The organism is Methylorubrum sp. B1-46, from assembly GCF_021117295.1.
Lineage (GTDB): Bacteria > Pseudomonadota > Alphaproteobacteria > Rhizobiales > Beijerinckiaceae > Methylobacterium.
The window spans coordinates 1,846,007-1,869,722 of the sequence record NZ_CP088247.1; the positions used below are offsets into that span (position 1 = coordinate 1,846,007).

General features: G+C 68.4%; 18 protein-coding genes. 6 read left to right on the forward strand and 12 right to left on the reverse strand.

Going from position 1 to position 23,716, the window contains the following annotated elements; genetic code table 11:
- Positions 1-2: 2 nt before the first annotated feature.
- The 11 genes from LPC10_RS08635 to LPC10_RS08685 all read right to left on the reverse strand — a co-directional run bounded on the left by LPC10_RS08635 (position 3) and on the right by LPC10_RS08685 (position 14,051).
- The gene (locus LPC10_RS08635; protein ID WP_231346322.1) at positions 3-641 is read right to left on the reverse strand and encodes a hypothetical protein; all 639 of its coding nucleotides are present in this window, start codon (positions 639-641) and stop codon (positions 3-5) included.
- 59 nt (positions 642-700) lie between these two features.
- The gene (locus tag LPC10_RS08640; RefSeq protein ID WP_231346323.1) at positions 701-2,326 is read right to left on the reverse strand and encodes a hybrid sensor histidine kinase/response regulator; all 1,626 of its coding nucleotides are present in this window, start codon (positions 2,324-2,326) and stop codon (positions 701-703) included.
- Positions 2,327-2,505: 179 nt separating this feature from the next.
- The gene (gene lpdA / locus LPC10_RS08645) at positions 2,506-3,909 is read right to left on the reverse strand and encodes a dihydrolipoyl dehydrogenase (protein ID WP_231346324.1); all 1,404 of its coding nucleotides are present in this window, start codon (positions 3,907-3,909) and stop codon (positions 2,506-2,508) included.
- The gene (locus LPC10_RS08650) at positions 3,906-5,099 is read right to left on the reverse strand and encodes a DUF4241 domain-containing protein (protein WP_231346325.1); all 1,194 of its coding nucleotides are present in this window, start codon (positions 5,097-5,099) and stop codon (positions 3,906-3,908) included. Before LPC10_RS08650 ends, lpdA begins: the two co-directional genes overlap by 4 nt.
- A gap of 85 nt (positions 5,100-5,184) precedes the next feature.
- A complete protein-coding gene (gene odhB, locus LPC10_RS08655) occupies positions 5,185-6,519 on the reverse strand; it encodes a 2-oxoglutarate dehydrogenase complex dihydrolipoyllysine-residue succinyltransferase (RefSeq protein ID WP_231346326.1) in 1,335 nt (444 codons plus the stop codon).
- Positions 6,520-6,603: 84 nt separating this feature from the next.
- A complete protein-coding gene (locus LPC10_RS08660) occupies positions 6,604-9,594 on the reverse strand; it encodes a 2-oxoglutarate dehydrogenase E1 component (protein ID WP_231346327.1) in 2,991 nt (996 codons plus the stop codon).
- Positions 9,595-9,806: 212 nt separating this feature from the next.
- Positions 9,807-10,691 (reverse strand): succinate--CoA ligase subunit alpha, encoded by an 885-nt coding sequence (sucD, locus tag LPC10_RS08665; RefSeq protein WP_231346328.1) that lies wholly within the window; start codon positions 10,689-10,691, stop codon positions 9,807-9,809.
- Between the two features lie 8 nt (positions 10,692-10,699).
- Positions 10,700-11,896 carry an ADP-forming succinate--CoA ligase subunit beta gene (gene sucC / locus LPC10_RS08670; protein WP_231346329.1) on the reverse strand — a complete coding sequence of 399 codons (1,197 nt, stop codon included), beginning with the start codon at positions 11,894-11,896 and terminating at the stop codon, positions 10,700-10,702.
- A gap of 108 nt (positions 11,897-12,004) precedes the next feature.
- On the reverse strand, positions 12,005-12,967 hold the full coding sequence (gene mdh / locus LPC10_RS08675; protein ID WP_231346330.1) for a malate dehydrogenase: 963 nt from the start codon (positions 12,965-12,967) through the stop codon (positions 12,005-12,007).
- Between the two features lie 49 nt (positions 12,968-13,016).
- Positions 13,017-13,310: a hypothetical protein gene (locus LPC10_RS08680; RefSeq protein WP_231346331.1), complete on the reverse strand. Its 294-nt coding sequence runs from the start codon at positions 13,308-13,310 to the stop codon at positions 13,017-13,019.
- A 9-nt stretch (positions 13,311-13,319) separates the two neighbouring features.
- Positions 13,320-14,051, reverse strand: coding sequence for a TetR family transcriptional regulator (locus tag LPC10_RS08685; protein ID WP_108939672.1), 732 nt, complete (start codon positions 14,049-14,051; stop codon positions 13,320-13,322).
- A gap of 251 nt (positions 14,052-14,302) precedes the next feature.
- Between LPC10_RS08685 and aroB the strand changes: the two genes are divergently transcribed.
- Positions 14,303-16,042 (forward strand): 3-dehydroquinate synthase, encoded by a 1,740-nt coding sequence (gene aroB / locus LPC10_RS08690; protein ID WP_231346332.1) that lies wholly within the window; start codon positions 14,303-14,305, stop codon positions 16,040-16,042.
- A 108-nt stretch (positions 16,043-16,150) separates the two neighbouring features.
- Positions 16,151-17,428: a 23S rRNA (adenine(2503)-C(2))-methyltransferase RlmN gene (rlmN, locus tag LPC10_RS08695; RefSeq protein WP_231346333.1), complete on the forward strand. Its 1,278-nt coding sequence runs from the start codon at positions 16,151-16,153 to the stop codon at positions 17,426-17,428.
- Positions 17,429-17,474: 46 nt separating this feature from the next.
- On the opposite strand, the gene LPC10_RS08700 is transcribed toward rlmN, so the two are convergent.
- Positions 17,475-19,094, reverse strand: coding sequence for a phosphoenolpyruvate carboxykinase (locus tag LPC10_RS08700; RefSeq protein ID WP_231346334.1), 1,620 nt, complete (start codon positions 19,092-19,094; stop codon positions 17,475-17,477).
- A 312-nt stretch (positions 19,095-19,406) separates the two neighbouring features.
- On the opposite strand from LPC10_RS08700, the gene recR reads away from it, so the two are divergent.
- From recR to LPC10_RS08720, 4 genes are all read left to right on the forward strand, one after another.
- Positions 19,407-20,012: a recombination mediator RecR gene (recR, locus tag LPC10_RS08705; RefSeq protein WP_231346335.1), complete on the forward strand. Its 606-nt coding sequence runs from the start codon at positions 19,407-19,409 to the stop codon at positions 20,010-20,012.
- 388 nt (positions 20,013-20,400) lie between these two features.
- Positions 20,401-21,591, forward strand: coding sequence for a glycosyltransferase family 87 protein (locus LPC10_RS08710; RefSeq protein WP_231346336.1), 1,191 nt, complete (start codon positions 20,401-20,403; stop codon positions 21,589-21,591).
- Between the two features lie 8 nt (positions 21,592-21,599).
- Positions 21,600-22,973, forward strand: a complete 1,374-nt coding sequence (locus LPC10_RS08715) for an FAD-binding oxidoreductase (protein ID WP_231346337.1) — start codon at positions 21,600-21,602, stop codon at positions 22,971-22,973.
- Complete coding sequence (locus tag LPC10_RS08720) at positions 22,973-23,710, forward strand: SDR family oxidoreductase (protein WP_231346338.1); 738 nt, start codon at positions 22,973-22,975, stop codon at positions 23,708-23,710. Before LPC10_RS08715 ends, LPC10_RS08720 begins: the two co-directional genes overlap by 1 nt.
- The last annotated feature ends 6 nt before the right edge of the window (positions 23,711-23,716 follow it).

The window sequence follows — 23,716 nt, forward strand, 5'->3', positions numbered from 1 at the left end:
GATCAGCGCCAGCCGAAGAACTGCCGATGGGCGGCCTCGCCGTCCCGCAAAGGCATGGTCAGGCGCCCTGTCCGGTCGATCAGGCCCCAGCGCCCGCCGACCATGGAGGCAGGCTCCCGTCCGTCCGAGCGGCAGCCCTCGCAGACCAGGGCTTCGCCGCGGGCGTTGAATGGAAAGGCCCAGTCGTAGGGCGTGGCGAGGACGAGCCGCAGCCGGCGGTCGGAGAAGGCGACCTTGCCGTCCCGCCAATGGCGCACGAGGCCCTGCGCGAACGGGTCCGGCCCGTTGTCGAGCATGAACACCGGCAGCGCGAGTCCGTCGCGGCGCACCCAGAGACAGCCGATTCCCGGCACGCGCAACTCGGCCAAGCCGCGCTCGAAATGCATCCGAGCGGCGTGGGCCGGAGCGACCCGGACCATCCCGCCCTCGCGCCGGGCGCAATGCGCGTACTGGTCGAGATCCCGATGGAAATAGGCGCAGGCCAGCGGATACGCGGTGGCCGCCGCGCTCTGGCCTGCACTGAGCGCCGGCAATGGAAGCGCCACGAGCATCGTGAGGCCAGCCAGAACCTTCCGCGCGACCCAATGGGAAGGGCGGCTTTGCAAGGGGAGCGCCCCGGTGCGGATCGCTGCTTCAGCCATCCGCCGCCTCTACCTGCCTTCTGTGCCGCGGACAAACCGGGCGGTCGAGGCCCGCGCCCCTACCCCACCCCCGTCGGCCCGTCGATCACCCGCCGCACCCGTCGGGCCAGCTCCATCCGCTTGTAGGGCTTGTTGATGATCTCGAACTCGGTGCCGCCCGCGTCGGTGCGCTCCATCGAGGCCTCGGCGTAGCCGGTGGTCAGCAGCACCTTGATCTTGGGCTGCCGCTCCCGCGCGGCGCGGGCCAGCATCACCCCGTTCATGCCGCCGGGCATGATCAGGTCGGTGAACAGCAGGTCGATGCGCCCTTCGCCGTCGAGGATGTCGAGCGCTGCCCTCGGGCCGTCGACCACGGTGACCCGGTAGCCGAAATCTTCCAAGATGATGCCGGCGGTGGCGGCGACGTCGGGCCGGTCGTCCACGACGAGTACCGTCTCGGTGCCGTGCCGGTCGGCGGCGCGAATCGAGGGCTTATGCTCGTCCTCGGCCTTCTGGTCGGAAGCGGGAAACAGGAGCCGCACCGTCGTCCCGTGTCCGACCTCGGAATAGATCTTCACCGAGCCGCCCGACTGCTTGGCGAAGCCGTAGACCATGGCGAGCCCGAGCCCCGTGCCCTTGCCCTCGTCCTTGGTGGTGAAGAACGGCTCCATGACGCGGGCCAGGATCTCCGGCGGCATGCCGAGGCCGGTATCGGTCACCGAGATCACCACGTAGGCGCCCGGCGGCACGGTCTTGTAGAGGGCGGTGTCCTCGTCCTCGATCAGCAGGTTCTCGGTCCGCACCGTCACCGAGCCGCCTCCCGGCATCGCGTCGCGGGCGTTGATCAGGACGTTGAGCAGGGCGACCTCGGCCTGGGTCGGGTCGATGCGGGTGGTCCAGAGATCCGGCGCGAGGACGGATTTCAGCACGACGTCGTCGCCGAGTGTCCGCCCGGCCATCTCGCCCATGCTCTCGACGAGGCCGTTGAGGTTCAGCAGCCGCCCCTCCAGCCGTTGCTTGCGCGAGAAGGCGAGGAGCTGGTGGGTGAGCTTGGCGGCGCGGTCGGTCGCCGCCCGCACCGCCTCGCCGGCCCGGCGCATCCGCGACACGTCGAGGGTGGGGTGGTCGAGCAGCGCCAGCATCACCTCGTTATGGCCCGACACGACTTGAAGCAGGTTGTTGAAGTCGTGGGCGATGCCGCCGGTGAGCTGGCCGAGGCTCTCCATCTTCTGGGCTTGGTGCAGCGATTCCTCCGCGTCGCGGCGGCGCGACACGTCGAGCTGCGAGCCGAAGAAGTAGACGAGATCGCCCGAGCGGTTGAACACCGGGCTGACGAACAGCGCGTTCCAGAACGAGGAGCCGTCCTTGCGGTAGTTCAGGATCTCGGTGGCGAACTCGCGATGCTCACGGATCGCGTCGCGCACCTCCGAGATGGTGTCGCGGTCGGTGTCGCGGCCCTGGAGAAACCGGCAGTTCGATCCGATCAGCTCGTCGGCCGAATAGCCGGTCATCCGGATGAAGGCGCGGTTGGCGAAGATGATCGGGTTGTCCGGCTGGTGTGGGTCCGTGACGATCATCGGCATACGCGTCGTTTCGACGGCCGCGAAGAAGATGTCGTGATGTTGATCGACGACGCCTGAGGCGCCGCTGCCGGTGACAGGCGTATTCGGCCCGGGTGCCCTGGGCTTCTCGGGTGAAGAGGGCATCGAAACTTTCCAGCGGGGACGACCCACTGGGTCGGATTGCGCGTGTCAATCCGAAGCTACAGCAGCGCGTTCCCGATGAAATGACGGCTTGAACGCTTCGTGAACGACACTAGGTCGCACAGTCATCTCTGAAGTTGTCGGTGGCGGGACCCGGCAGGCCGGGTCCGGCTGCAAGGCGATCAGACGTGGATCGCCCGCTTATCGACCGCAAGCGCGGCTTCCTTGACCGCTTCCGTCAGCGTCGGGTGGGCGTGGCAAGTGCGGGCGATGTCCTCGGCGGAGGCCGCGAACTCCATCGCCACGGCGACCTCGGCGATGAGATTGCCGGCATCCGCGCCGATGATATGGACGCCGAGCACGCGATCCGTCTTCTCATCCGCGAGGATCTTCACGAAGCCGTCGGTGGTGCCGTTGGCCTTGGCGCGGCCGTTGGCGGTGAAGGGGAACTTGCCGGCCTTGTAGGCGATGCCGTCCTTCTTCAGCTCCTCCTCGGTCTTGCCGACCGAGGCGACCTCCGGGAAGGTGTAGACCACGTTCGGGATCACGCCGTAATTCACGTGACCCGACTGCCCGGCCAGGATCTCGGCGACCGCAACGCCCTCGTCCTCCGCCTTGTGGGCGAGCATCGGCCCGGCGATCACGTCGCCGATGGCGTAGATGCCGGTGACGTTGGTGGCGTAGTGGCTGTCGGTCTCGATCCGGCCCTTGTTGTCGGTGGCCACGCCCACCGTCTCCAGCCCGAGCCCCTCAGTGTAGGGCACCCGGCCGATGGCCACGAGCACCACGTCGGCCTCGATCTTCTCCGGCTCGCCACCCTGCGCTGGCTCGACGGTGACGGTCGCGCCGCCCTTCTTGTTGACCTCGACGCCGGTCACCTTGGTCGAGAGCTTGAAGACCATGCCCTGCTTGGCCAGGATCCGCTGGAACTGCTTGCCGACCTCGCCGTCCATGCCCGGCAGCACGCGGTCGAGATACTCGATCACCGTCACCTCGGCGCCGAGCCGGCGCCAGACCGAGCCGAGTTCGAGCCCGATCACGCCCGCGCCGATCACCACGAGGCGCTTGGGCACCGCGCTGAGTTCGAGGGCGCCGGTGGAAGAGACCACCGTCTTCTCGTCGATCTCGACGCCCGGCAGCCGCGTCACGTCGGAGCCGGTGGCGATGACGATGTTCTTGGTCTCCAGCATCTGGTTGCCGCCATCGTCCGAGATCACCTCGACCCGGCCGGCCCCGGCAATGCGACCGCGGCCGTGATAGGTGTCGACCTTGTTCTTCTTGAGCAGAAACTCGACGCCCTTGGTGTTGCCGTCGACGCCGCCCTGCTTGAACGCCTGCATCTTTTTGAGATCGAGCTTCGGCGTGCCCACGTCGATGCCCAACTCCGAAAAGTGCTTGTTGGCCTCCTCGAACGCTTCGGAAGCGTGCAGCAGCGCCTTCGAGGGGATGCAGCCGACATTGAGGCAGGTGCCGCCGTGGGTCGCCCGCTTCTCGACCACCGCGGTCTTCAGCCCGAGCTGGGCCGCGCGGATGGCGCAGACATAGCCGCCGGGGCCGGTGCCGATGACGACGAGATCGTAGCTCATGGTTGGGTCTGTCCTCGTGATGGCGTGTCGGTTGAGCCGGTGCGCTCCCAGGCCTCGATGACGGCGAGGAGTTGCGGCGACCGGGGTGTCTTGAGGGAGCGGGCGTAAGCCGGATAGGTCGTCCGCTCGTCGCCGATCTGCAGGTACGGCGGCATCAGGGTGGGCGCGCCGTGCCGGACGAGGCGTTCGAGCGCCTCCGGCTTGTCGAGGCGGATCGCTTCGAAGGTGAAGGTGCCCTCGACGGCTTCGATCGGCGTCTCGGGTGCGATCCGGCCCGCATCGAGCAGGGCTGCGAAGGCGGCACGATCATCGGACTTCAGCGCCGCGTAGCCCCGCTCGCTGTCGCGGCGCTGCTCCGGCGTGAGCCCGGCCAGGGCCGCGGCGAAGGCGATCTCCCACGTATCGCGCCCGTCGCCGTTCTCGATGATCCCGAAATCCGTGACGAGCCGGAGCGGCTGCCCGGCTGCATCGAGGCCCCAGTACGAGGGGTAGACGCCGTCACCCCAGCCGCTGGAGAAGACCGCGACCCGCGCCGGATCATCCGGCAGCGGCCGATGCATGACCCAGTTTAGGTTCGAATCCTTCAGCTCGCTTGCCAGCACGTCGTCGTAATAGTTGCTGTAGCCGGCCTGCTTCTGCTCCTGCGCATCGCGGCGCGCCATCGCGGCACGCGCGGCCGGGTCCATGAAGCAGCCGAGCCCGCCATCGACGGGATAGCCGAAGACCTCGCCCGCCTTCAGGCTGGCGATGTCCTGGCCCGGCACGAGGGCGAGTTCCCAGCGCGCCGGCGTCCCGTCGGCGAAACGAAGCTCGGCCAGGGCGACCCGGCCTTGCGCCTGATAGAGCGTGACCGGATAGTCACCCGGCTCGACCCGGCGGGTGAAGGCCTCACGCTCGGGCTGCACCAGAGGATCGGCGGCGATCACCGTGCCGTTCGGCAGCGGCAGGAGCCCGAGGGCCATGCGGGTGATGTCCCGCTCCCGCAAAGCGTCGTCGGGCAATCCGGTCACGGACAGGTTGGGCTCGTTCTCCCTGGGATCGTAGGGCGCATCGGCCACCGGTTGATCTCCTTCGCGGCCCGCCCGCTGCCACGGGAAGAGCCGGGCGAGCGAAGCCGCGAGTCCCGCCCCGACCGCCGCCGCGGCGAGACCGAGGACGATGCGCCGGCCTGGGTCGGACAATCGAGGCATGGTCACACGCTCGGCCGCGCCCGGCCCCACGCGCCCGGCCGGGAGCCGGCGCGAGCACGGGGGCGGGTGATGCAGCCGCGTCGGATCAGAGGTCGAGCACGAGGCGGGCCGGATCCTCCAGTGCCTCCTTGACGCGGACGAGGAAGGTCACGGCCTCCTTCCCGTCGACGATGCGGTGATCGTAGGAGAGCGCCAGATACATCATCGGCCGCGCCTCGATCTTGCCGTTCCGCACCACCGGACGCTCCTCGATGCGGTGCATGCCCAAAATGCCGGATTGCGGGGCGTTGAGGATCGGCGTCGACATCAGCGAGCCGTAGATGCCGCCGTTGGTGATGGTGAAGGTGCCGCCCTGCATCTCGTCGATGGAGAGCTTGCCCTCGCGCGCCTTCTTGCCGAAGCCGGCGATCTTCTTCTCGATGCCGGCGATCGACAAGTCGTCGGCGTCGCGCACCACCGGTACGACCAGGCCCTTATCGGTGCCGACGGCGATGCCGATGTGGTAGTAGTTCTTGTAGACGAGGTCCTGCCCGTCGATCTCGGCATTGACCGCCGGCACGTCCTTGAGCGCGCCGATCACCGCCTTGGTGAAGAAGCCCATGAAGCCGAGCTTCGTCCCGTGCTTCTTCTCGAAGATGTCCTTGTACTGCGAGCGGAGCGCCATCACCGCGCCCATGTCCACGTCGTTGAACGTGGTCAGCATCGCCGCCGTGTCCTGGGCGCTCTTGAGGCGCTTCGCGATGGTCTGGCGGAGCTTCGTCATCCGCACGCGCTCCTCGCGCGCGGCGTCATTCGGTGCGGAGGGCGCCCGCGGCGGGGCCTTGGTCTCGCTCCTGGACTCCTGAGCCGGAGCCTTCGGGACGCCCTTGTCGATGGCGGCGAGCATGTCGCCCTTGGTCACGCGGCCGTCCTTGCCGCTGCCGTTGAGGCTGGCCGGATCGATGCCGGATTCGCGGGCGAGCTTGGCCACCGCCGGACCGCTCTCGTCGGCGCCGCGGCCCCCGGCCGGCGGGGCGTCGCCGTGGCTGCCGTAGGATGCGGAGGATTCCTGGGCAGGCGCCTCCTTGGCCGCCTTGCCCTCGCCCTTCTCCTCGCGGCTCTGCGTCTTGGTCTCGGCGGGCTCGGCGCTCTTCGGGGCCGGCTTGCTCGCGCCCTTGTCGGCACCCTTGTCGGCACCTTTGCCACCCTCGACGATCGAGCCGAGCACCGCACCGGGCTCCACCGTCTCGCCGTCCTTGACCAGGATCTCGCCGAGCTGGCCCGCGGCCGGCGCGTTCACCTCGAGCGTGACCTTGTCGGTCTCGAGCTCAACCAGGGGCTCGTCGGCGGCCACCGTGTCGCCGGGCTTCTTGAACCAGCGGCCGATCGTGGCCTCACTGACGGATTCGCCGAGCGTGGGGACGAGGATATCGGTCGCCATGGTCTGTGTTCACCGGAGTTTCGGGGCGCGCCTTCGGGCAGCGCGGCCCCGGTTGGTGGATCGAGCGAGAGGGGGGCAGGCGGATCAGACCGCCAGCGCCTCGTTGAGGAAGGCCTGGAGCTGGGCGAGGTGCTTCGACATCAGGCCGACCGCGGTCGAGGCCGAGGCCGGACGGCCGACGTAGCGGGGACGCTTCGAGGCGGAGCCGGCTTGGCCCAGCACCCAGTCGAGATAGGGCTCGACGAAGGTCCACGAGCCCATGTTCTTGGGCTCTTCCTGGCACCACACCACCTCCGCGTTGCGGAAGCGGCTCATCTCGTTGGCCAGTGCCTTAAGCGGGAAGGGATAGAGCTGCTCGACGCGCATCAGGTAGACGTCGTTGACGCCGCGCTTCTCCCGCTCCTCGTAGAGGTCGTAATAGACCTTGCCGGAGCACAGCACGACCCGGCGGATCTTGTCGTCGCGGGTGAGCTTGATGCCGCTTTCGTCGTGTTCGGCGTCGTCCCACAGGATGCGGTGGAAGGTCGAGCCCTCCGCGATCTCCTCGATCTTCGAGACCGCCCGCTTGTGGCGCAGGAGCGATTTCGGCGTCATCAGGATCAGCGGCTTGCGGAAGTCGCGCTTCAACTGACGGCGCAGGATGTGGAAGTAGTTCGAGGGCGTCGAGCAGTTGGCGACCTGCATGTTGTCCTCGGCGCACATCTGGAGATAGCGCTCCAGACGGGCGGAGGAGTGCTCCGGCCCCTGGCCCTCGTAGCCGTGGGGCAGCAGCATCACGAGGCCGGACATGCGCAGCCACTTGCGCTCGCCCGATGAGATGAACTGGTCGATGATGACCTGTGCGCCGTTGGCGAAGTCGCCGAACTGCGCCTCCCACAGCACCAGGGAGTTCGGCTCGGCCAGGGAATAGCCGTACTCGAAGCCGAGCACCGCCTCCTCGGAGAGCATCGAGTTGATGACCTCCAGGCTCGCCTGCCCCTCGCGCACGGAATTGAGCGGCGTGTAGCGCTGCTCGTTCTCCTGATCGATGACCACGGCGTGACGCTGCGAGAAGGTGCCGCGCTCGACGTCCTGGCCCGAGAGCCGGACGCGGTGGCCCTCGATCAGCAGCGAGCCGAAGGCGAGCGCTTCCGCCGTCGCCCAATCGATACCGATTCCGGTCTCGACCGCCTTGGCGCGGTTGTCGAAGAAGCGCTGGATCGTGCGGTGCAGGTGGAAGCCCGGCGGCGGGGTGGTGATCCGGGTGGCGATGTCGCGCAGGGTCTCGACCGGCACGCCGGTGCGGCCGCGGCGCGGATCGTCCACATCCTCGCGCACCGCCTTGAAGCCGGACCAGCGCCCGTCGAGCCAGTCGGCCTTGTTCGGCTTGTAGCCGCCGGCGATGTCGAGCTCGCTCTCCAGCATGGAGCGGAACTCGGCCTTGCGCGCGTCGAGCTGCTCCTGGGTGACGTCGCCCTGCTCCACGAGCTTCTTGCCGTAGGTCTCCAGCGCGGTCGGATGCTTGCGGATCCGCTGGTACATCTTCGGCTGGGTGAAGGCCGGCTCGTCCCCCTCGTTGTGGCCGAAGCGGCGGTAGCACAGCATGTCGATCACGACCGGCTTGCCGAACTTCTGTCTGTATTCGGTCGCGACCTTCGCGGCGAAGGTCACGGCCTCCGGGTCATCGCCGTTGCAGTGGAAGATCGGGGCTTCCACCATCTTCGCCACGTCGGACGGGTAGGGCGAGGAGCGCGAGAAGCGCGGGTCGGTGGTGAAGCCGATCTGGTTGTTGATGATGAAGTGGATCGAGCCACCGGTGCGGTGCCCTTTGAGGCCCGACAGGCCGAAGCACTCCGCCACCACGCCCTGGCCGGCAAAGGCCGCGTCGCCGTGAATCAGGAGCGGCAGCACCTTGCGGCGCTCGACATTCGGCTTGGCCTTCTGGTCCTGCTTGGCCCGCACTTTTCCGAGCACCACCGGATCGACGATTTCGAGGTGGGACGGGTTGGCGGTGAGCGAGAGGTGGACAGTATTGTCGTCGAAGGCGCGGTCGGAGGAGGCGCCGAGATGGTACTTCACGTCGCCCGAGCCCTCGACCTCGGCGGGTGAGGCCGAGCCGCCCTTGAACTCGTGGAACACCGCGCGGAAGGGCTTGGCCATCACGTTGGTGAGCACGTTCAGCCGGCCGCGATGGGCCATGCCAAGCACGATCTCCTCGACGCCCAGTGCGCCGCCGCGCTTGATGATCTGCTCGAGCGCCGGGACCATCGACTCACCGCCGTCGAGGCCGAAGCGCTTGGTGCCGGTGTACTTGAGATCGAGGAACTTCTCGAAGCCTTCCGCCTCGATCAGCTTGTTCAGGATCGCGCGGCGCCCTTCCGGCGTGAACGAGATCTCTTTGTCCTTGCCCTCGATGCGCTCCTGGAGCCACGCCTTCTCCTCGGGATCGGAGATGTGCATGAACTCGACGCCGAGCGTCTGGCAGTAGGTCCGCTCCAGGATGCCGACGATCTCGCGGATCGTCGAGAATTCCATGCCGAGCACGTTGTCGAGGAAGATCTTGCGGTCCCAGTCGCTCTCCTGGAACCCGTAATGCTGCGGGTGCAGCTCCTCGTGGTCGCCGCGCGGGGCGAGCCCGATCGGGTCGAGCTTGGCGTGAAGGTGGCCGCGCATGCGGTAGGCGCGGATCAGCATGATCGCGCGCACGGAATCCTTGGTGGCCTGCTCGACCGAGACACCGGTGGCGGCAACGATCGCCGCGCCCTTGGCCGAGTCGCCGGGCTTACCCGGCTGCGCCTTGGTCTGGATCTTCTCGCCGAGTGCCCTTTCCAGCGCGCCCCAGTTGCCGTCGAGCGCGGAGACGATCTCGCCGTTGAGCGGAACCGGCCAGTTGGGCTTGGCCCAGGAGGCGCCCTCGGCGTTCTTCTTCACCAGGGCGTCGTCCTCGCCCAGTTCCTTGAAGAACTGCTGCCACTCGGGATCGACCGAGTTCGGATCGCGGGCATAGGCTGCCTGCAATTCCTCGATCCAGGCGGCGTTGGCGCCGTAGAGGAAGGAGGTTTGGAGAAGCGCTTCGTTCGCGTCCTGGCGTGCCATCGCTGCCTGTCCTACCGCTCGGGCGGCGCTATTCCAGCGGGCCGCCGCGTCGTGTCCGATCCGGCGGCCGGGCTGAGCGGGGAGCTACCCCCCCGCGTCGCGCCTCCGGATCCGGCTGGGGCGCGGACGCGCCCCGGCTTGTTCTTCCACATGGGTCGCCCGAGCTTGCGTGCGGTGCAACACAGCCGCGCAGGTCCCGGTTACAGACCCCATCAACCCTTCAGCACTTCCACGAGGGTCGAGCCGAGACGGGCCGGCGAGGGCGAGACGCGGATGCCCGCGGCCTCCATCGCCGCGATCTTGTCCTCGGCGCCGCCCTTGCCGCCCGAGATGATGGCTCCGGCATGGCCCATGCGGCGGCCGGGCGGGGCGGTGCGGCCGGCGATGAAGCCGACCATCGGCTTCTTGCGGCCGCGCTTGGCCTCGTCGGCCAGGAACTGCGCCGCCTCCTCCTCGGCCGAGCCGCCGATCTCGCCGATCATCACGATCGACTCGGTCTTGGGATCGGCCAGGAACAGCTCCAGCATGTCGATGAACTCGGTGCCCTTGACCGGGTCGCCGCCGATGCCGACCGCCGTGGTCTGGCCGAGCCCGGCATTCGAGGTCTGGAACACCGCCTCGTAGGTCAGCGTGCCGGAGCGCGAGACGATGCCGACCGAGCCCGGCTTGAAGATGTTGGCCGGCATGATGCCGATCTTCGATTGGCCGGCGGTGACGACGCCGGGGCAGTTCGGCCCGATCAGGCGCGACTTCGAGCCTTCGAGCGCGCGCTTGACCCGCACCATGTCGAGCACCGGAATGCCCTCGGTGATGCAGACGATCAGCGGGATCTCCGCCTGGATCGCCTCGCAGATCGCATCCGCGGCGCCCGGCGGCGGCACGTAGACGACGGAGGCGGTGGCGCCGGTGGCCTCGCGCGCCTCGGCTACGGTGTCGAACACCGGCAGGCCGAGATGGGTCGAGCCGCCCTTACCCGGCGAGGTGCCGCCGACCATCTTGGTGCCGTAGGCGATGGCCTGCTCGGAGTGGAAGGTGCCGTTCTTGCCGGTGAAGCCCTGGCAGATGACCTTGGTGTTGGCGTCGATCAGGATGGACATCGGTCAACTCAGCCCTTCTTCACCGCGGCGACGATCTTCTGCGCGGCGTCGTCCAGATCGTCCGCCGGGATCACGTTGAGGCCGGAGTTCCGGATGATCTCCTTGCCCTCTTCGACATTGGTGCCCTCGAGCCGCACGACGAGCGGCACTTCGAGGCCGACCGCCTTCACCGCCGCGATCACGCCGCGGGCGATGACGTCGCACTTCATGATCCCGCCGAAGATGTTGACGAGGATGCCCTTCACCTGCGGATCGGCGGTGATGATCTTGAAGGCCGCCGTGACCTTCTCCTCGGAGGCGCCGCCGCCGACGTCGAGAAAGTTCGCCGGCTCCTCGCCGTAGAGCTTGATGATGTCGAGCGTCGCCATCGCCAGGCCCGCGCCGTTGACCATGCAGCCGATGGTGCCGTCGAGCGCGATGTAGGCAAGGTCGTATTTCGAGGCCTCGATCTCCTTGGCGTCCTCTTCCGTTTCGTCGCGCAGCGCGACGATGTCCGGGTGGCGGTAGAGGGCGTTCGAGTCGAAGGAGATCTTGGCGTCGAGGCACTTGAGATGACCGTCGCCGGTGAGCACCAGCGGGTTGATCTCCAGCATGCTCATGTCCTTGGCCGTGAAGGCCGCGTAGAGCTTCTCCGTCAGCGCGCCCGCTTCCTTGGCCTGGGCGCCCGAGAGGCCGAGCGCCTTGGCGACGGCACGGCCGTGATGGGGCATGATGCCGGTGGCCGGATCGACCGAGAAGGTGACGATCTTCTCAGGGGTGTCGTGGGCGACCTGCTCGATGTCCATCCCGCCTTCGGTCGAAACGACGAAGGCGACGCGGCCGGTCTCGCGATCGACCAGCATCGACAGGTAGAACTCGGCGGCGATCGAGGCGCCTTCCTCGATGTAGAGGCGGTTGACCTGCTTGCCGGCCTCGCCGGTCTGCACCGTCACCAGCGTCGCCCCGAGCATCTCGCCCGCGAACTGCACCACCTCGTCCTTGGACTTGGTGACGCGCACGCCGCCCTTGGCGCCCGCGGGCGCGCCCTTGAAGGTGCCCTTGCCGCGCCCGCCCGCGTGGATCTGCGATTTCACCACCCAGACCGGGCCGCCGAGCGCGTCGGCCGCGGCGGCCGCCTCTTCCGGCTTGAAGATCGGCACGCCGCGGGAGACCGGCAGGCCGAACTCCTTCAGGACGGCTTTGGCCTGGTATTCGTGGATGTTCATCGAGACCTCGTCGAGCGGATAGAGCCTAGCCAATAGCGTAGAGTGGCAGTGGAGCGAAGGGCGTCGAAGCCGCCCGTTCGCCGTTCACCGCCCGCTCTTCGCGGCTTTTCACACGAGCTTCTCGTTGATGCCCTGGCAGGCCGCGATCAGGCCCTTCACGGAGTTGACCGACTTCTCGAACATCGCCTTCTCGGCCTCGTCGAAGGTCACTTCGAGGACGCGCTCGACGCCGTTCTCGCCGATCACCACCGGCACGCCGACATAGAGGCCGTCGATGCCGTACTGGCCCTCGAGATAGGCGGCGCAGGGCAGAACCCGCTTCTTGTCGCGCAGGTAGCTCTCGGCCATGGCGATGGCGGAGGCCGCCGGCGCGTAGAAGGCCGAGCCGGTCTTCAAGAGGTTGACGATCTCGCCGCCACCCTTGCGGGTGCGCTCGACCATGGCGTCGAGCTTCTCCTGGGTGGTCCAGCCGAGCTTGACCAGATCGGTCAGCGGCACGCCGGCCACCGTCGAGTAGCGGGTCAGCGGCACCATATCGTCGCCGTGGCCGCCGAGCACGAAGGCGGTGACGTCCTCGACCGAGACGCCGAACTCTTCCGCGAGGAAGTGGCGGAAGCGGGCGGAATCGAGCACGCCGGCCATGCCGACGACCTTGTTGGTCGGGAGCCCCGAGAACTTCTGCAGCGCCCACACCATCGCGTCGAGCGGGTTGGTGATGCAGATCACGAAGGCGTCGGGGGCGTGCTCCTTGATGCCGGCACCGACCGCTTCCATCACCTTCAGGTTGATGCCGATCAGGTCGTCGCGGCTCATGCCGGGCTTGCGCGGCACACCCGCCGTCACGATCACGACGTCGGCGCCGGCAATGGCCGAATAGTCGCTGGCGCCGGAATACTTGGCATCGAAGCCGTCGACCGGGGCGGATTCGGCGATGTCGAGCGCCTTGCCCTGCGGCACGCCGTCGACGATGTCGAACAGCACCACGTCACCGAGTTCCTTGAGGCCGGCGAGGTGGGCGAGCGTGCCACCGATCTGCCCGGCTCCGATGAGCGCGATCTTGCTGCGTGCCATGAGTGATCTAGCCTCCGGTCGGAATTCGCGACGGTTCGAAAAAAACGTGTCAGCGATGTCGCGGATGGTGCGCTGCGGCCGAACCTTCGCCGATCCATTCTGATGCGGGCGGTGTTTGGCGGAAAAGCCACAGGCCTTCAACCCGACGAAGGTCCGGGTCAGCGTGGCTGGATCGCGGCCGAAGACGCCTCCGCAGCAATGAGGCTTTTAGAAAAACTTTGAAATTCAGATGCTTGGCCTCCTTGATGGCGGCAAAGAACAGCCGGCAAGGGGTTGGTGACAGTATTTTCAGTCTGTCATTCCACGCTAATTCTGTCGCGCCGCGATGCAGCGGCAGCCTCATATTTCGTATTCAGAAAGTTCCTGTCCGCAGGGCCCGCTGAATCGATTGGATCACGGCCCCGAGACGGGCATCCAGCAGGTCGCGGGGCACGTCCGCATCGTGCTGGATCGCCACCGGATGGGTGAAGCGGTAGCTCGCGTCGAAGATGACCGCGATGGCCCGCTCGCGATCACGGGCGGCGAAGACGCCGGTGCCGATACCTTCCTCCACGACGCGCTCGACGAGGGCGCGCAGACGCACGCGGTGGCGGCGGGCAATCGGACGGGAGGCGACGGTGGCATCGAGATGCACGGCGAACAGGTTGGGCTCGCGGGTCAGCATCTCGCTCTGAGCGTTGGCGAGTGCGCTGATGAAGCGCTCGATCTTGTCGTCGGCGGGATCGGGCGCGTCGGCGATGCCGGCGAGTTCGGTTTCGAGGTCGCGCAACCAGCGCCCGGCGACAGCGTCGAGCAGGGCGTCCTTCGACGGGAAGTAGCGGTAGACATTGGCATGGGTCATGCCTGCCTCTGCGGCGACCGCCACCACCGTCACCCGTTTCGGCCCGAGCCGGGTCAGGTGTTCCGTGGCGATGGCCAGCAGCCGCGCATCCGTCGAGACTGGTGTAGGTCTGGCGCGGGCTGCGGGGCCGCTCAGGCGGGAGGGGCGGGAGGAGCCGGCGCGCGGATCAGAGTTCGGATCATTCGCCTCCCCCTCGCTGTCGGTCAGGGTGACGGGAAGGGAGAGAGATCCGTATGGCAACATGACTTTCCTGGCACTGAGACAACAAGCGTGGGGGCACTCGACGAGGCAAGCCTAGTCGAGAGCGGTGCCGTCCCACGCGCTCGCGTACGAGCCTTCCCGTCCACGCGACACTTTGCAACCCCTAACAGTCATGGTTTTTGTACTGATCCCGTTTGGACGGCAGGCGGGAAGAGACTGAAGGGGTTTCGACTCGGCGCCGACGGCGGTACCCGACGCTTCGCCGTATCCGCAAAACCGTCTATGACCGCCCGATGACCGCTCCCCTGCCGCCGGCGCCGCCGCTTGGCGAACCGATCGAAGCACGCCTGCGCCGTGGCCTCGGGGCCCGGTCGATCGTGCTCGTCGGTCTGATGGGGGCGGGCAAGAGCACCGTCGGCCGCCGCCTCGCCAGCCGCCTCGGCCTGATGTTCAAGGACGCCGACCACGAGATCGAAGCGGCGGCCAAGCTCACCATCGCCGACATCTTCGCCATCTACGGCGAGGCGAGCTTTCGCGAGGGGGAGGAGCGTGTGATCGCGCGCCTGCTGCGCGAGGGGCCGATGGTGCTGGCCACCGGCGGCGGCGCGTTCATGCGCGAGGCGACGCGGGCGCGAATCGCCGAGGGCGGCATCTCGGTCTGGCTCAAGGCGGATCTCGAGGTGCTGATGCGCCGCGTGCGCAAGCGCAACACCCGCCCTCTTCTCCAGACGGAGGATCCGGAAGCGACCATGCGTGCGCTGATGGAAGTGCGCCATCCCGTCTATGCCCAGGCCGATGTCACGGTCTTGTCTCGCGAAGTGTCCCATGACCGCGTGGTGGAAGACGTGATGGAAGCCCTCGACCTTCACATCAACCCATCCCGCGTGTCCCAATCGCAACATTTGACATATTCCATGAAGCAACCGTCAACGCGCGTGAACGTTCCTCTCTCGGGCGGGCGTGAATACGATATCCGCATCGGCCGCGGCCTGATCGATGCGGTGGGCGCGGAGGCGCGCGATCTCGGTGCGAGGGCCGCCGGCATCGTCACGGACGAAACGGTCGCCGGGCTCTACGGTGAGCGCGTGCGGTCGAGCCTTGAGGCCGCCGGCCTGCGCTGCGGGATCATCGCCGTGCCGCCGGGCGAAGCGTCCAAGAGTTACGCGGAATTCGCCCGCGTCAGCGACGGTTTGCTGGCTCATAAGATCGAGCGCGGCGACCTCGTGGTGGCGCTCGGTGGGGGGGTGGTCGGGGATCTCGCGGGCTTCGCGGCGGCCTCGCTGCGGCGCGGGGTCCGCTTCCTCCAAGTTCCGACGACCTTGCTCGCGCAGGTTGATTCGTCCGTCGGCGGAAAGACCGGGATCAACTCGCCGCTGGGAAAGAACCTGATCGGCGCCTTCCATCAGCCTCGGCTCGTTCTGGCCGATACCGCCACCCTCGACACCCTCTCCGAGCGCGAGATGCGGGCAGGCTACGCCGAGGTCGCCAAGTACGGCCTGATCGGCGACGCCGACTTCTTCGAATGGTGCGAGGCGAACTGGGCCGGCATCTTCTCCGGCGGGTCCGAGCGTGACGAGGCGGTGGCCGCCTGCTGCCGCGCCAAGGCCGGCGTGGTCACACGCGACGAGCGGGAGGACGGCGAGCGCGCTCTGCTCAATCTCGGCCACACCTTCGGCCACGCCCTGGAGCGGCTGACCGGCTACGACGCCACCCGCCTCGTCCACGGCGAGGGCGTCGCGATCGGGCTGGCGCTCGCCTTCCGCTTCTCGGCCCGGCTCGGCCTGTGCCCCGGCCAGGATGCGGGGCGCGTGGCCAACCATCTCGCGCTCGCCGGCCTGCCGACCCGCCTGAGCCAAGTGCCGGGCGGGGCCGGTGATCCCGACACGCTCCTCGACGCCATGGCCCAGGACAAGAAGGTCCGCGACGGTCAGCTCACCTTCATCCTCGCCCGCGGTATCGGCCAGAGCTTCATCGCGCCGGGGATCGAGGCGGGCGAAGTGCGGGCGTTCCTGGAGGAGGAATTGCGGGGCTGAGGCGTTAGACCCGCGCTTTCCCGGCCTCTGCCCGAAATCCAGCGCAGTCGCGTTCCCGCCCGAATGCGCCTATATGAGAGCCGTTCCAGCTTCCTAAGGTCTTGAGCCATGGCGACGGCGTCGTTCGACTCCGCCCCGGGCGCATCGCGCGCCCTCCCCGCAATCGAGAAGGCCCCCGAGGTCACCGCCCTCTCGACCCTGCCCGGCCGTAAGGCCTCCCTCGTCGGTCTCACCCGTGAGGGATTGAAGCAGGCGCTCATCGGCATCGGCGTGCCCGAGCGCGAGACGCGGATGCGGGTGAGCCAGGTCTGGCACTGGATCTACGTGCGCGGCGCGCGCGAGTTCTCCGAGATGACCAATGTCGGCAAGGGGCTGAAGGCGCAGCTTGCGGACCATTTCACCCTGGAGCGGCCGGAGGTCGTCACCGAGCAGGTCTCGCGCGATGGCACCCGCAAGTGGCTGCTGCGCATGGCGCCCACCGGCGCGCACGACCACAACCGCGGCGCCGAGATCGAGTGTGTCTACATTCCCGGCGACGACCGCGGCACGCTCTGCGTCTCGTCCCAGGTCGGCTGCACGCTGACCTGCTCGTTCTGCCACACCGGCACGCAGCGCCTCGTGCGCAACCTCTCCACCGCCGAGATCGTCTCGCAGCTCGTCGTCGCCCGCGACGCCCTCGGCGACTTCACCGGCCAGATGCCGGGCAAGGATGGCGGCGAGGCCGGGCGGCTCGTCACCAACATCGTGTTCATGGGCATGGGCGAGCCGCTCTACAATCTCGACGCGGTGATCGACGCCATCGCGGTGATGTCGGACCAGGAGGGCCTCGCCCTCTCGCGCCGCCGCATCACGGTCTCGACCTCCGGGGTGGTGCCGCAGATCGAGCGGCTGGGGCTTGAGGCCAACGCCATGCTGGCGATCTCGCTGCACGCCGTGCGCGACGACCTGCGCGACGAGCTGGTGCCGCTCAACCGCAAGTACCCGATCGCCCAGCTGCTCGACGCCTGCCGGACCTATCCGGGCCTCAGCAACGCCCGGCGCATCACCTTCGAGTACGTGATGCTGAAGGGCGTCAACGATTCGGACGCCGACGCCCGCGCCCTGGTGCGCCTGCTCAAGGGCATCCCGGCCAAGATCAACCTGATCCCGTTCAACCCCTGGCCCGGCTCGAAATACGAGTGCTCGGACTGGGAGCGGATCGAGCGCTTCTCCGAGATCGTCTTCACAGCCGGCTACGCCTCTCCGGTGCGCACCCCGCGCGGGCGTGACATCCTCGCGGCCTGCGGCCAGCTCAAGAGCGAGACCGAGAAGCTGCGGGCACGGGCCCGGATGATGCTCGAAGAGGGCATGGGCGCCGAGGCCGTCTACGCCGATCAGGTCGACTGATTTTTCGTGCTCCCTCCCCGCTCGCGCGGGGAGGGGCTGCGACCGCTCAGGCCGCGATCGGTGCGGCGACCGGCTCGGCGGCGCGCACGTCGGCATCGACGTGGCTCTCGAAGCGGGTGAAGTTCTCGCGGAACATCGTGACGAGGCGGGTGGCGGTCTCGGCGAAGGCCGCCTTGTTGGTCCAGGTCTCGACCGGCGAGAGCACCTGCGTCTCGACGCCGGGCACTTCGGCGGGCACCGAGAAGCCGAAATACGGATCGCGTCGGAACTCGGTCTGCGCCAGCGAGCCGTCGAGCGCCGCCGAGAGCAGCCGGCGGGTGACGCGGATCGGCATGCGCCGCCCGGTGCCGACGCCACCCCCGGTCCAGCCGGTGTTGACGAGCCAGCAATCCACGCCGTGCTCGGCCATCAACTGCCGCAGCAGGTTGCCGTAGACGCTCGGGTGGCGCGGCATGAACGGTGCGCCGAAGCAGGTCGAGAAGGTCGCCTCCGGCGCCGTCAGCCCGCGCTCGGTGCCCGCCACCTTGGCGGTGTAGCCCGAGAGGAAGTGGTACATCGCCTCGGCGCCCGTGAGCTTGGCGATCGGCGGCATCACGCCGAAGGCGTCGCAGGTCAGCATCACGATGTTCTTCGGATGGCCCGCCCGGCCGGTGGCGCTGGCATTGGCGATGAAGTCGAGCGGGTAGGCGCAGCGGGTGTTCTCGGTGAGCGAGGCGTCGTCGAAATCCGGCACGCGGGTGAGCGGATCGATGACGACGTTCTCCATCACCGTGCCGAAGCGCTCGGTGGTGGCATAGATCTCCGGCTCGGCGTTGCGCGAGAGCCGGATGGTCTTGGCGTAGCAGCCGCCCTCGAAGTTGAAGATGCCGTCCCGGCTCCAGCCGTGCTCGTCGTCGCCGATCAGTTGGCGCGAGGAATCGTTCGACAACGTGGTCTTGCCGGTGCCGGACAGGCCGAAGAACAGGGCCGAGTCGCCGGTCTCGTCGAGGCTGGCATTGGCCGAGCAGTGCATCGGCATCACGCCCGCGCCGGGGAGCACGTAGTTGAGGTAGGTGAAGACCGACTTCTTCATCTCGCCTGCATAGGCCGAGCCGCCGATCAGCACGATCTTCTGGCTGAAATCGATGGCGATCACGGTCTTGGAGCGGCAGCCGTGCCGGGCCGGGTCGGCTTGGAAGCTCGGCAGGTCGATGATCGTCAGCTCCGGCACGTACTGGCTGAGTTCGTCGCGCTCGGGGCGGATCAGCAGGTTGCGGATGAACAGGGAGTGCCACGCGAGTTCGGTGTAGACCCGCGCCCGCACCCGGTGGGCCGGGTCGGCACCGCCGTAGAGATCCTGGGCGAACAGCTCCTTGCCGCGGGCGTGCGCGCGGAAATCGTCGAGCAGCGTGGCGAATTGCTCGGGCGTAATCGAGCCGTTGTTGTCCCACCAGATCTCGTTCTCGGTGCTGGCATCGCGCACCACGTACTTGTCCTTGGGCGAGCGGCCGGTGTGGCTGCCGGTGGTGGCGACCAGCGCGCCGCCGCGGGCGAGCTGCCCCTCGCCGCGCCGCAAGGCTTCCTCATTGAGGCGGGGCGCTTCGAGGTTCCAATGCACGGCGGCGAGATCGGTCAGGCCGATGGCCTCCGGACCGTGGGCCGCGTTGAATTCACCGATGGTCTTCACGGGGTTTCTCTCCCTCACGGCCCCTGATCGCGCCGTCGCGCCGGTCTCGCCGACTGTTTCGCGTCTTCTGGCGAGGCGTCCGTGCGGTCGGTCAGGGCCGCCGCACGCAGGTTCTCCGCCCCGTCTGCTCAATGGATCGGTCTCCGGCGTGACCGTCAACTATTCCTTGGTATGGGCTCAAATAAAATTTACTCGCCGGCTTCTCAGGGGATGGTCGCGCCGTCGGCATCGGGAACGGGCAAAATCGCGGCAGAAGGCCTATGTGAGAGAGGGCGCCCGCCGTCCCTTCCCAGCCACAGCCGTATCGCCCGCATGCCCCAAGCCGTCGCCGGCCCCGAGATCGAGCGTCTGATCCAGCTTCTCGGGCGCATGCCAGGGCTGGGGCCCCGCTCCGCCCGCCGGGCCGCGCTCCAACTGATCAAGAAGCGCGAGACCCTGCTGGCGCCGCTCGCCGACGCGATGCGGATCGCGGCCGATCGCATCGTCGTGTGCCGTTCCTGCGGCAACGTCGATACCAGCGATCCCTGCACGATCTGCCGGGACGAAACGCGTGATCCCACCACCCTCGTGGTGGTGGAGGACGTGTCCGATCTCTGGGCGCTGGAGCGCTCCGGCGCGGTCAAGGCGCGCTATCACGTGCTCGGCGGCGTGCTCTCGGCGCTCGATGGCGTGCGGCCCGAGCATCTCACCATCGGCCGCCTCGTGGAGCGGGCGAGCGAACCGGGGGTGAAGGAGATCATCCTGGCGCTGAACGCCACGGTCGATGGCCAGACCACGGCCCACTACGTCACCGAATCGCTCAAGCCGCTCGGGCTGACGATCACCCGCCTTGCCCACGGCGTGCCGGTGGGCGGCGAGCTCGATTACCTCGACGAGGGCACGCTCACGGCGGCGATCCGCAGCCGCACGGCGTTCTGAGGGCGGTCGTTCCGTGCGGAGCGAGAACGAGGCCGCGCGGGACTAATCACCACGCTCAAGCCGCACGGCACGGCGAGAGGTCCGGACCAGGGTTCGAGGCCGCCTGCTCGGCGCTTCCGTTCGGAGCGATCCCGTAACGGCTTCTTAAATCGCACCATGACAAATCTGGTCGCGGACCGGCGCGGCTGTGCCGAAAGACAGTATTTTCCGCACGGATCGTCCCGGCTCGACCATGATGGATCTTCAAGCAGATCAGGGTCCTGGCCGTGGGACGAAGTTCCAAGGTCCGAGAAATCAAGATCCGAAAAATCAAGTTCCGAGACATCAAGCGCTGGGATCTGAAGTCCCGCGATTCCACGAGCGGCTGGCCACGCCCTTCGTAGTGCGGATGCTCCTCCTGAGCCTCGTGGCTGTCATGCTCAGCAAGGCGCTGCGCTACGCCGGGCTTCTTCCCGCTCAGGAACTCACGGATTTCGACGCCTTCTACGTCGCCGGCCGGATGGTGTGGCAGGGCGACATCGCCCAGGCCTACCATCTCCCGTCTCTGTTGGAGGCGCAGCAGGCTCTCACCGGCGAGCAGGCCTTCCTGCCCTGGACCTACCCCCCGCCCTTCAACCTCGTGGTGGCGGCGCTCGCACCCCTGCCGATCAGTCTCGCCTATCTCGTGTTCGCCGGCTCGACGCTCGCGGCCTACCTTCTCGTCCTGCGCCGGATCGCCGGGCCACACTTCGCGACCGTCGTCGTCGCGCTGGCGCCGGCCCTCTTCATCGCGGTGGCCGGCGGCCAGAACGGCTTTCTCACCGGTACGCTGATCGGGCTGACGGCCCTCGGTCTCCTCGGCGGACGGGCGCTGGCCGGGTTGCCGCTCGGCCTGATGGTGATCAAGCCGCATCTCGCCGTCGGGCTCGCGGTCTGCGCCCTCGTTCTGCGCCGCTGGCGATGCCTCGGGTTCGCTGCCGTGACGGCCGCGCTCGCGCTCGCGCTCTCCACCTTCGTGCTCGGCCCGGCGATCTGGCCAGCCTTCCTCGGTGGCGTGGAGGAGGCCAAGGCGTTCCTGGCCGCGGGCGCCTACCCGCTTTTTCGGATGATCTCGGTCTACGCGTGGCTGCGCAGCCTCGATCTGCCGGCCGCCCTCGCGCTGGCGGCCCAGATGGCGACCGCCGCTTCGGTCCTCGGCCTGATCCCGCTTGCCCTTTGGAAAGGGATGCCGCGACGGCAGGTCGTCGGCCTTGCCGCACTGGTGAGCCTGTTCGTCAGCCCCTACGCCTACGACTACGACCTGCCGCTCTACGGCATCGCCCTCGCCCTTCTGCTGCCCGACCTCCTCCGGCAGGCGCGCCGAGGGGAGGAGCTTGCCCTGTTCGGGCTCGGCTGGATCGTGGGTGGCTACGGCATCATGGCGACCCCGCTGCACGGGGCCCTGAGCGGAACGGCCCTGGTGTTGCCCGTCGGGATCTCGCTCTCGGCCCCGCCCTTCCTCCTCCTTCTCGCATTGGTCTGGCGCATCCTCCGCCGGACGCAGGCGGTGCCGGGTTCGACGCAGGTCAAGGCCGCGACGGTCCGCATGGCTCACGCCTGAGCGCCGTTATGCCCGCAAACCTTGCCCTCGCCGATGGCGGCCCGGAGGCGCGGAGCCTGCGGACGATCTCTGGCTGGGGCCGGTATCCCCGCGCGGCCAGCGAGATCCTGGTGGCGGATGCGCCCGAAACCCTGCCCACGCTCCTGCGCGGCCGGCGGGGCGTAATCGCCCGCGGCGCCGGGCGCGCCTACGGCGATGCCGCCGTCGGCCAGCGCATCACGTGCCTGACCGGCGCCCTCGACCGGATCCGCGGCTTCGACCCCGCCACGGGGCGGCTGCGGGCCGAGGCCGGCGTGATGCTGGCCGACATCGTTCGCACTTTCCTGCCGCGGGGCTTCTTCCCGCCGGTCGTGCCCGGCACGCAGTTCGTGACGCTGGGCGGGATGATCGCCTCCGACGTCCACGGCAAGAACCACCACCGCGAGGGCGGCTTCGGCGCCCATGTCGAGGCCCTGACGCTGCTGACGCCCGACGGCGTCCCGCGCGTCTGCTCGCGCGACCAGAACCCCGATCTCTTCGCCATGACGCTCGGCGGGATGGGGCTGACCGGCACGATCCTCGATGCCACCTTCCGGCTGCGGCCGGTCGAGAGCGGCTGGATCTGCCAGCAGACCCGCGTCGCCGCCGACCTTCCGGCGATGCTGCGGGCGCTGGATGAGGATGACGCGGCGACCTATTCCGTCGCCTGGATCGACTGCCTCGCCCGCGGGGCCGCTCTCGGGCGCGGCCTCGTCTATCGCGGCGAGCATGCCGGGCGCGAAGCCTGCCTCGCCGCCGGGTGCGACCCATTCCCCATCCCGACCCGTAGCCGGCTCACGGTGCCGCCTGGACTGCCGGGCTGGACCCTGAATCGCGCCTCCGTCACGGCCTTCAACGCGCTCTACTTTCGCCGAGGGAGGGCGGCGCCTGCCTCGGGTCTCGTGCCGTGGCAGAGCTATTTCTTCCCCCTCGACGGGCTGGCGTCCTGGAACCGCCTCTACGGCGCCCGCGGCTTCGTGCAGCACCAATGCGTCGTGCCCCGGCGGGGCGCCGAGTCCGTCCTGGCCAGAATTCTCGATCGGGTCGCCCACCTCGGCACCGCCTCGCCGCTGGCAGTGCTCAAGCGGCTCGGCCCCGGCGGGCACGGGTTGTCCTTCCCGATGGAGGGCTACACGCTGGCCCTCGACCTGCCGGCGAATGCTGCGACCTTCGCCCTGCTCGCCGCGCTCGACCGGAGCGTCGTTGCGGCCGGCGGACGGCTCTACCTCGCCAAGGATGCCCGCCAGAGCCGGGACACCTTCGAGGCGGGCTATCCCGCCCTGCCCGCCTTCCGAGACCTCCGGCGCCGGCTCGGCGCCGACGGGGTGCTCGCCTCCCGCCTCTCCGCGCGCCTGGGATTGTGATGGCCGGAACCCTGCTCCTCGTCGGGGCCACCTCCGATATCGGCCACGCCGTGGCCGCGCGCTACGCCGAGGCCGGCTGGCGCATCCTGCTGGCGGCGCGCGACCCCGAGCGGGCGCAACGCAGCGCCGACGACCTCCAAGCGCGCCACCGGGCCGAGGTCACGCTGCTGCGCCTCGATATTCTGGAGAGCGAGAGCTTCGCCGCGTGGCTCGACGGGCTGCCGGTCTTGCCCGACACCGTGATCTGCGCTGTGGGCGAACTCGGCGACCAGGGCCGAGCCGAGAGCGATCCCGCCCATGCCGAGCGGGTGATGCGGACGAATTTTCTGGGACCGTCCCTGCTGCTCGGCCTCCTCGCCGAGCGCTTCGCCGCGCGGGGCAGCGGCGCCATCGTCGGCATCAGCTCGGTCGCCGGCGACCGCGGGCGCGGCTCGAACTACGTCTACGGCGCCGGCAAGGCCGGCTTCACCGCCTTTCTCTCCGGCCTGCGCAACCGTCTAGCCAAGAGCGGGGTCCGGGTGGTGACGGTGAAACCCGGCTTCGTGCGCACCCGGATGACCCGAAACTTGCGTCTGCCGCCGCTCCTGACCGCCGAGCCGGTCGAGGTCGGGCGGGCGGTCTATGCCGCCGCGGAAGGGCGCGGGGGCGACGTGATCTATGTGCGCAAGGTCTGGCGCCTCGTCATGGCGGTGATTGGTGCGATCCCCGAGCCCGTGTTCAAGCGCCTGAGTCTGTGACCGCGA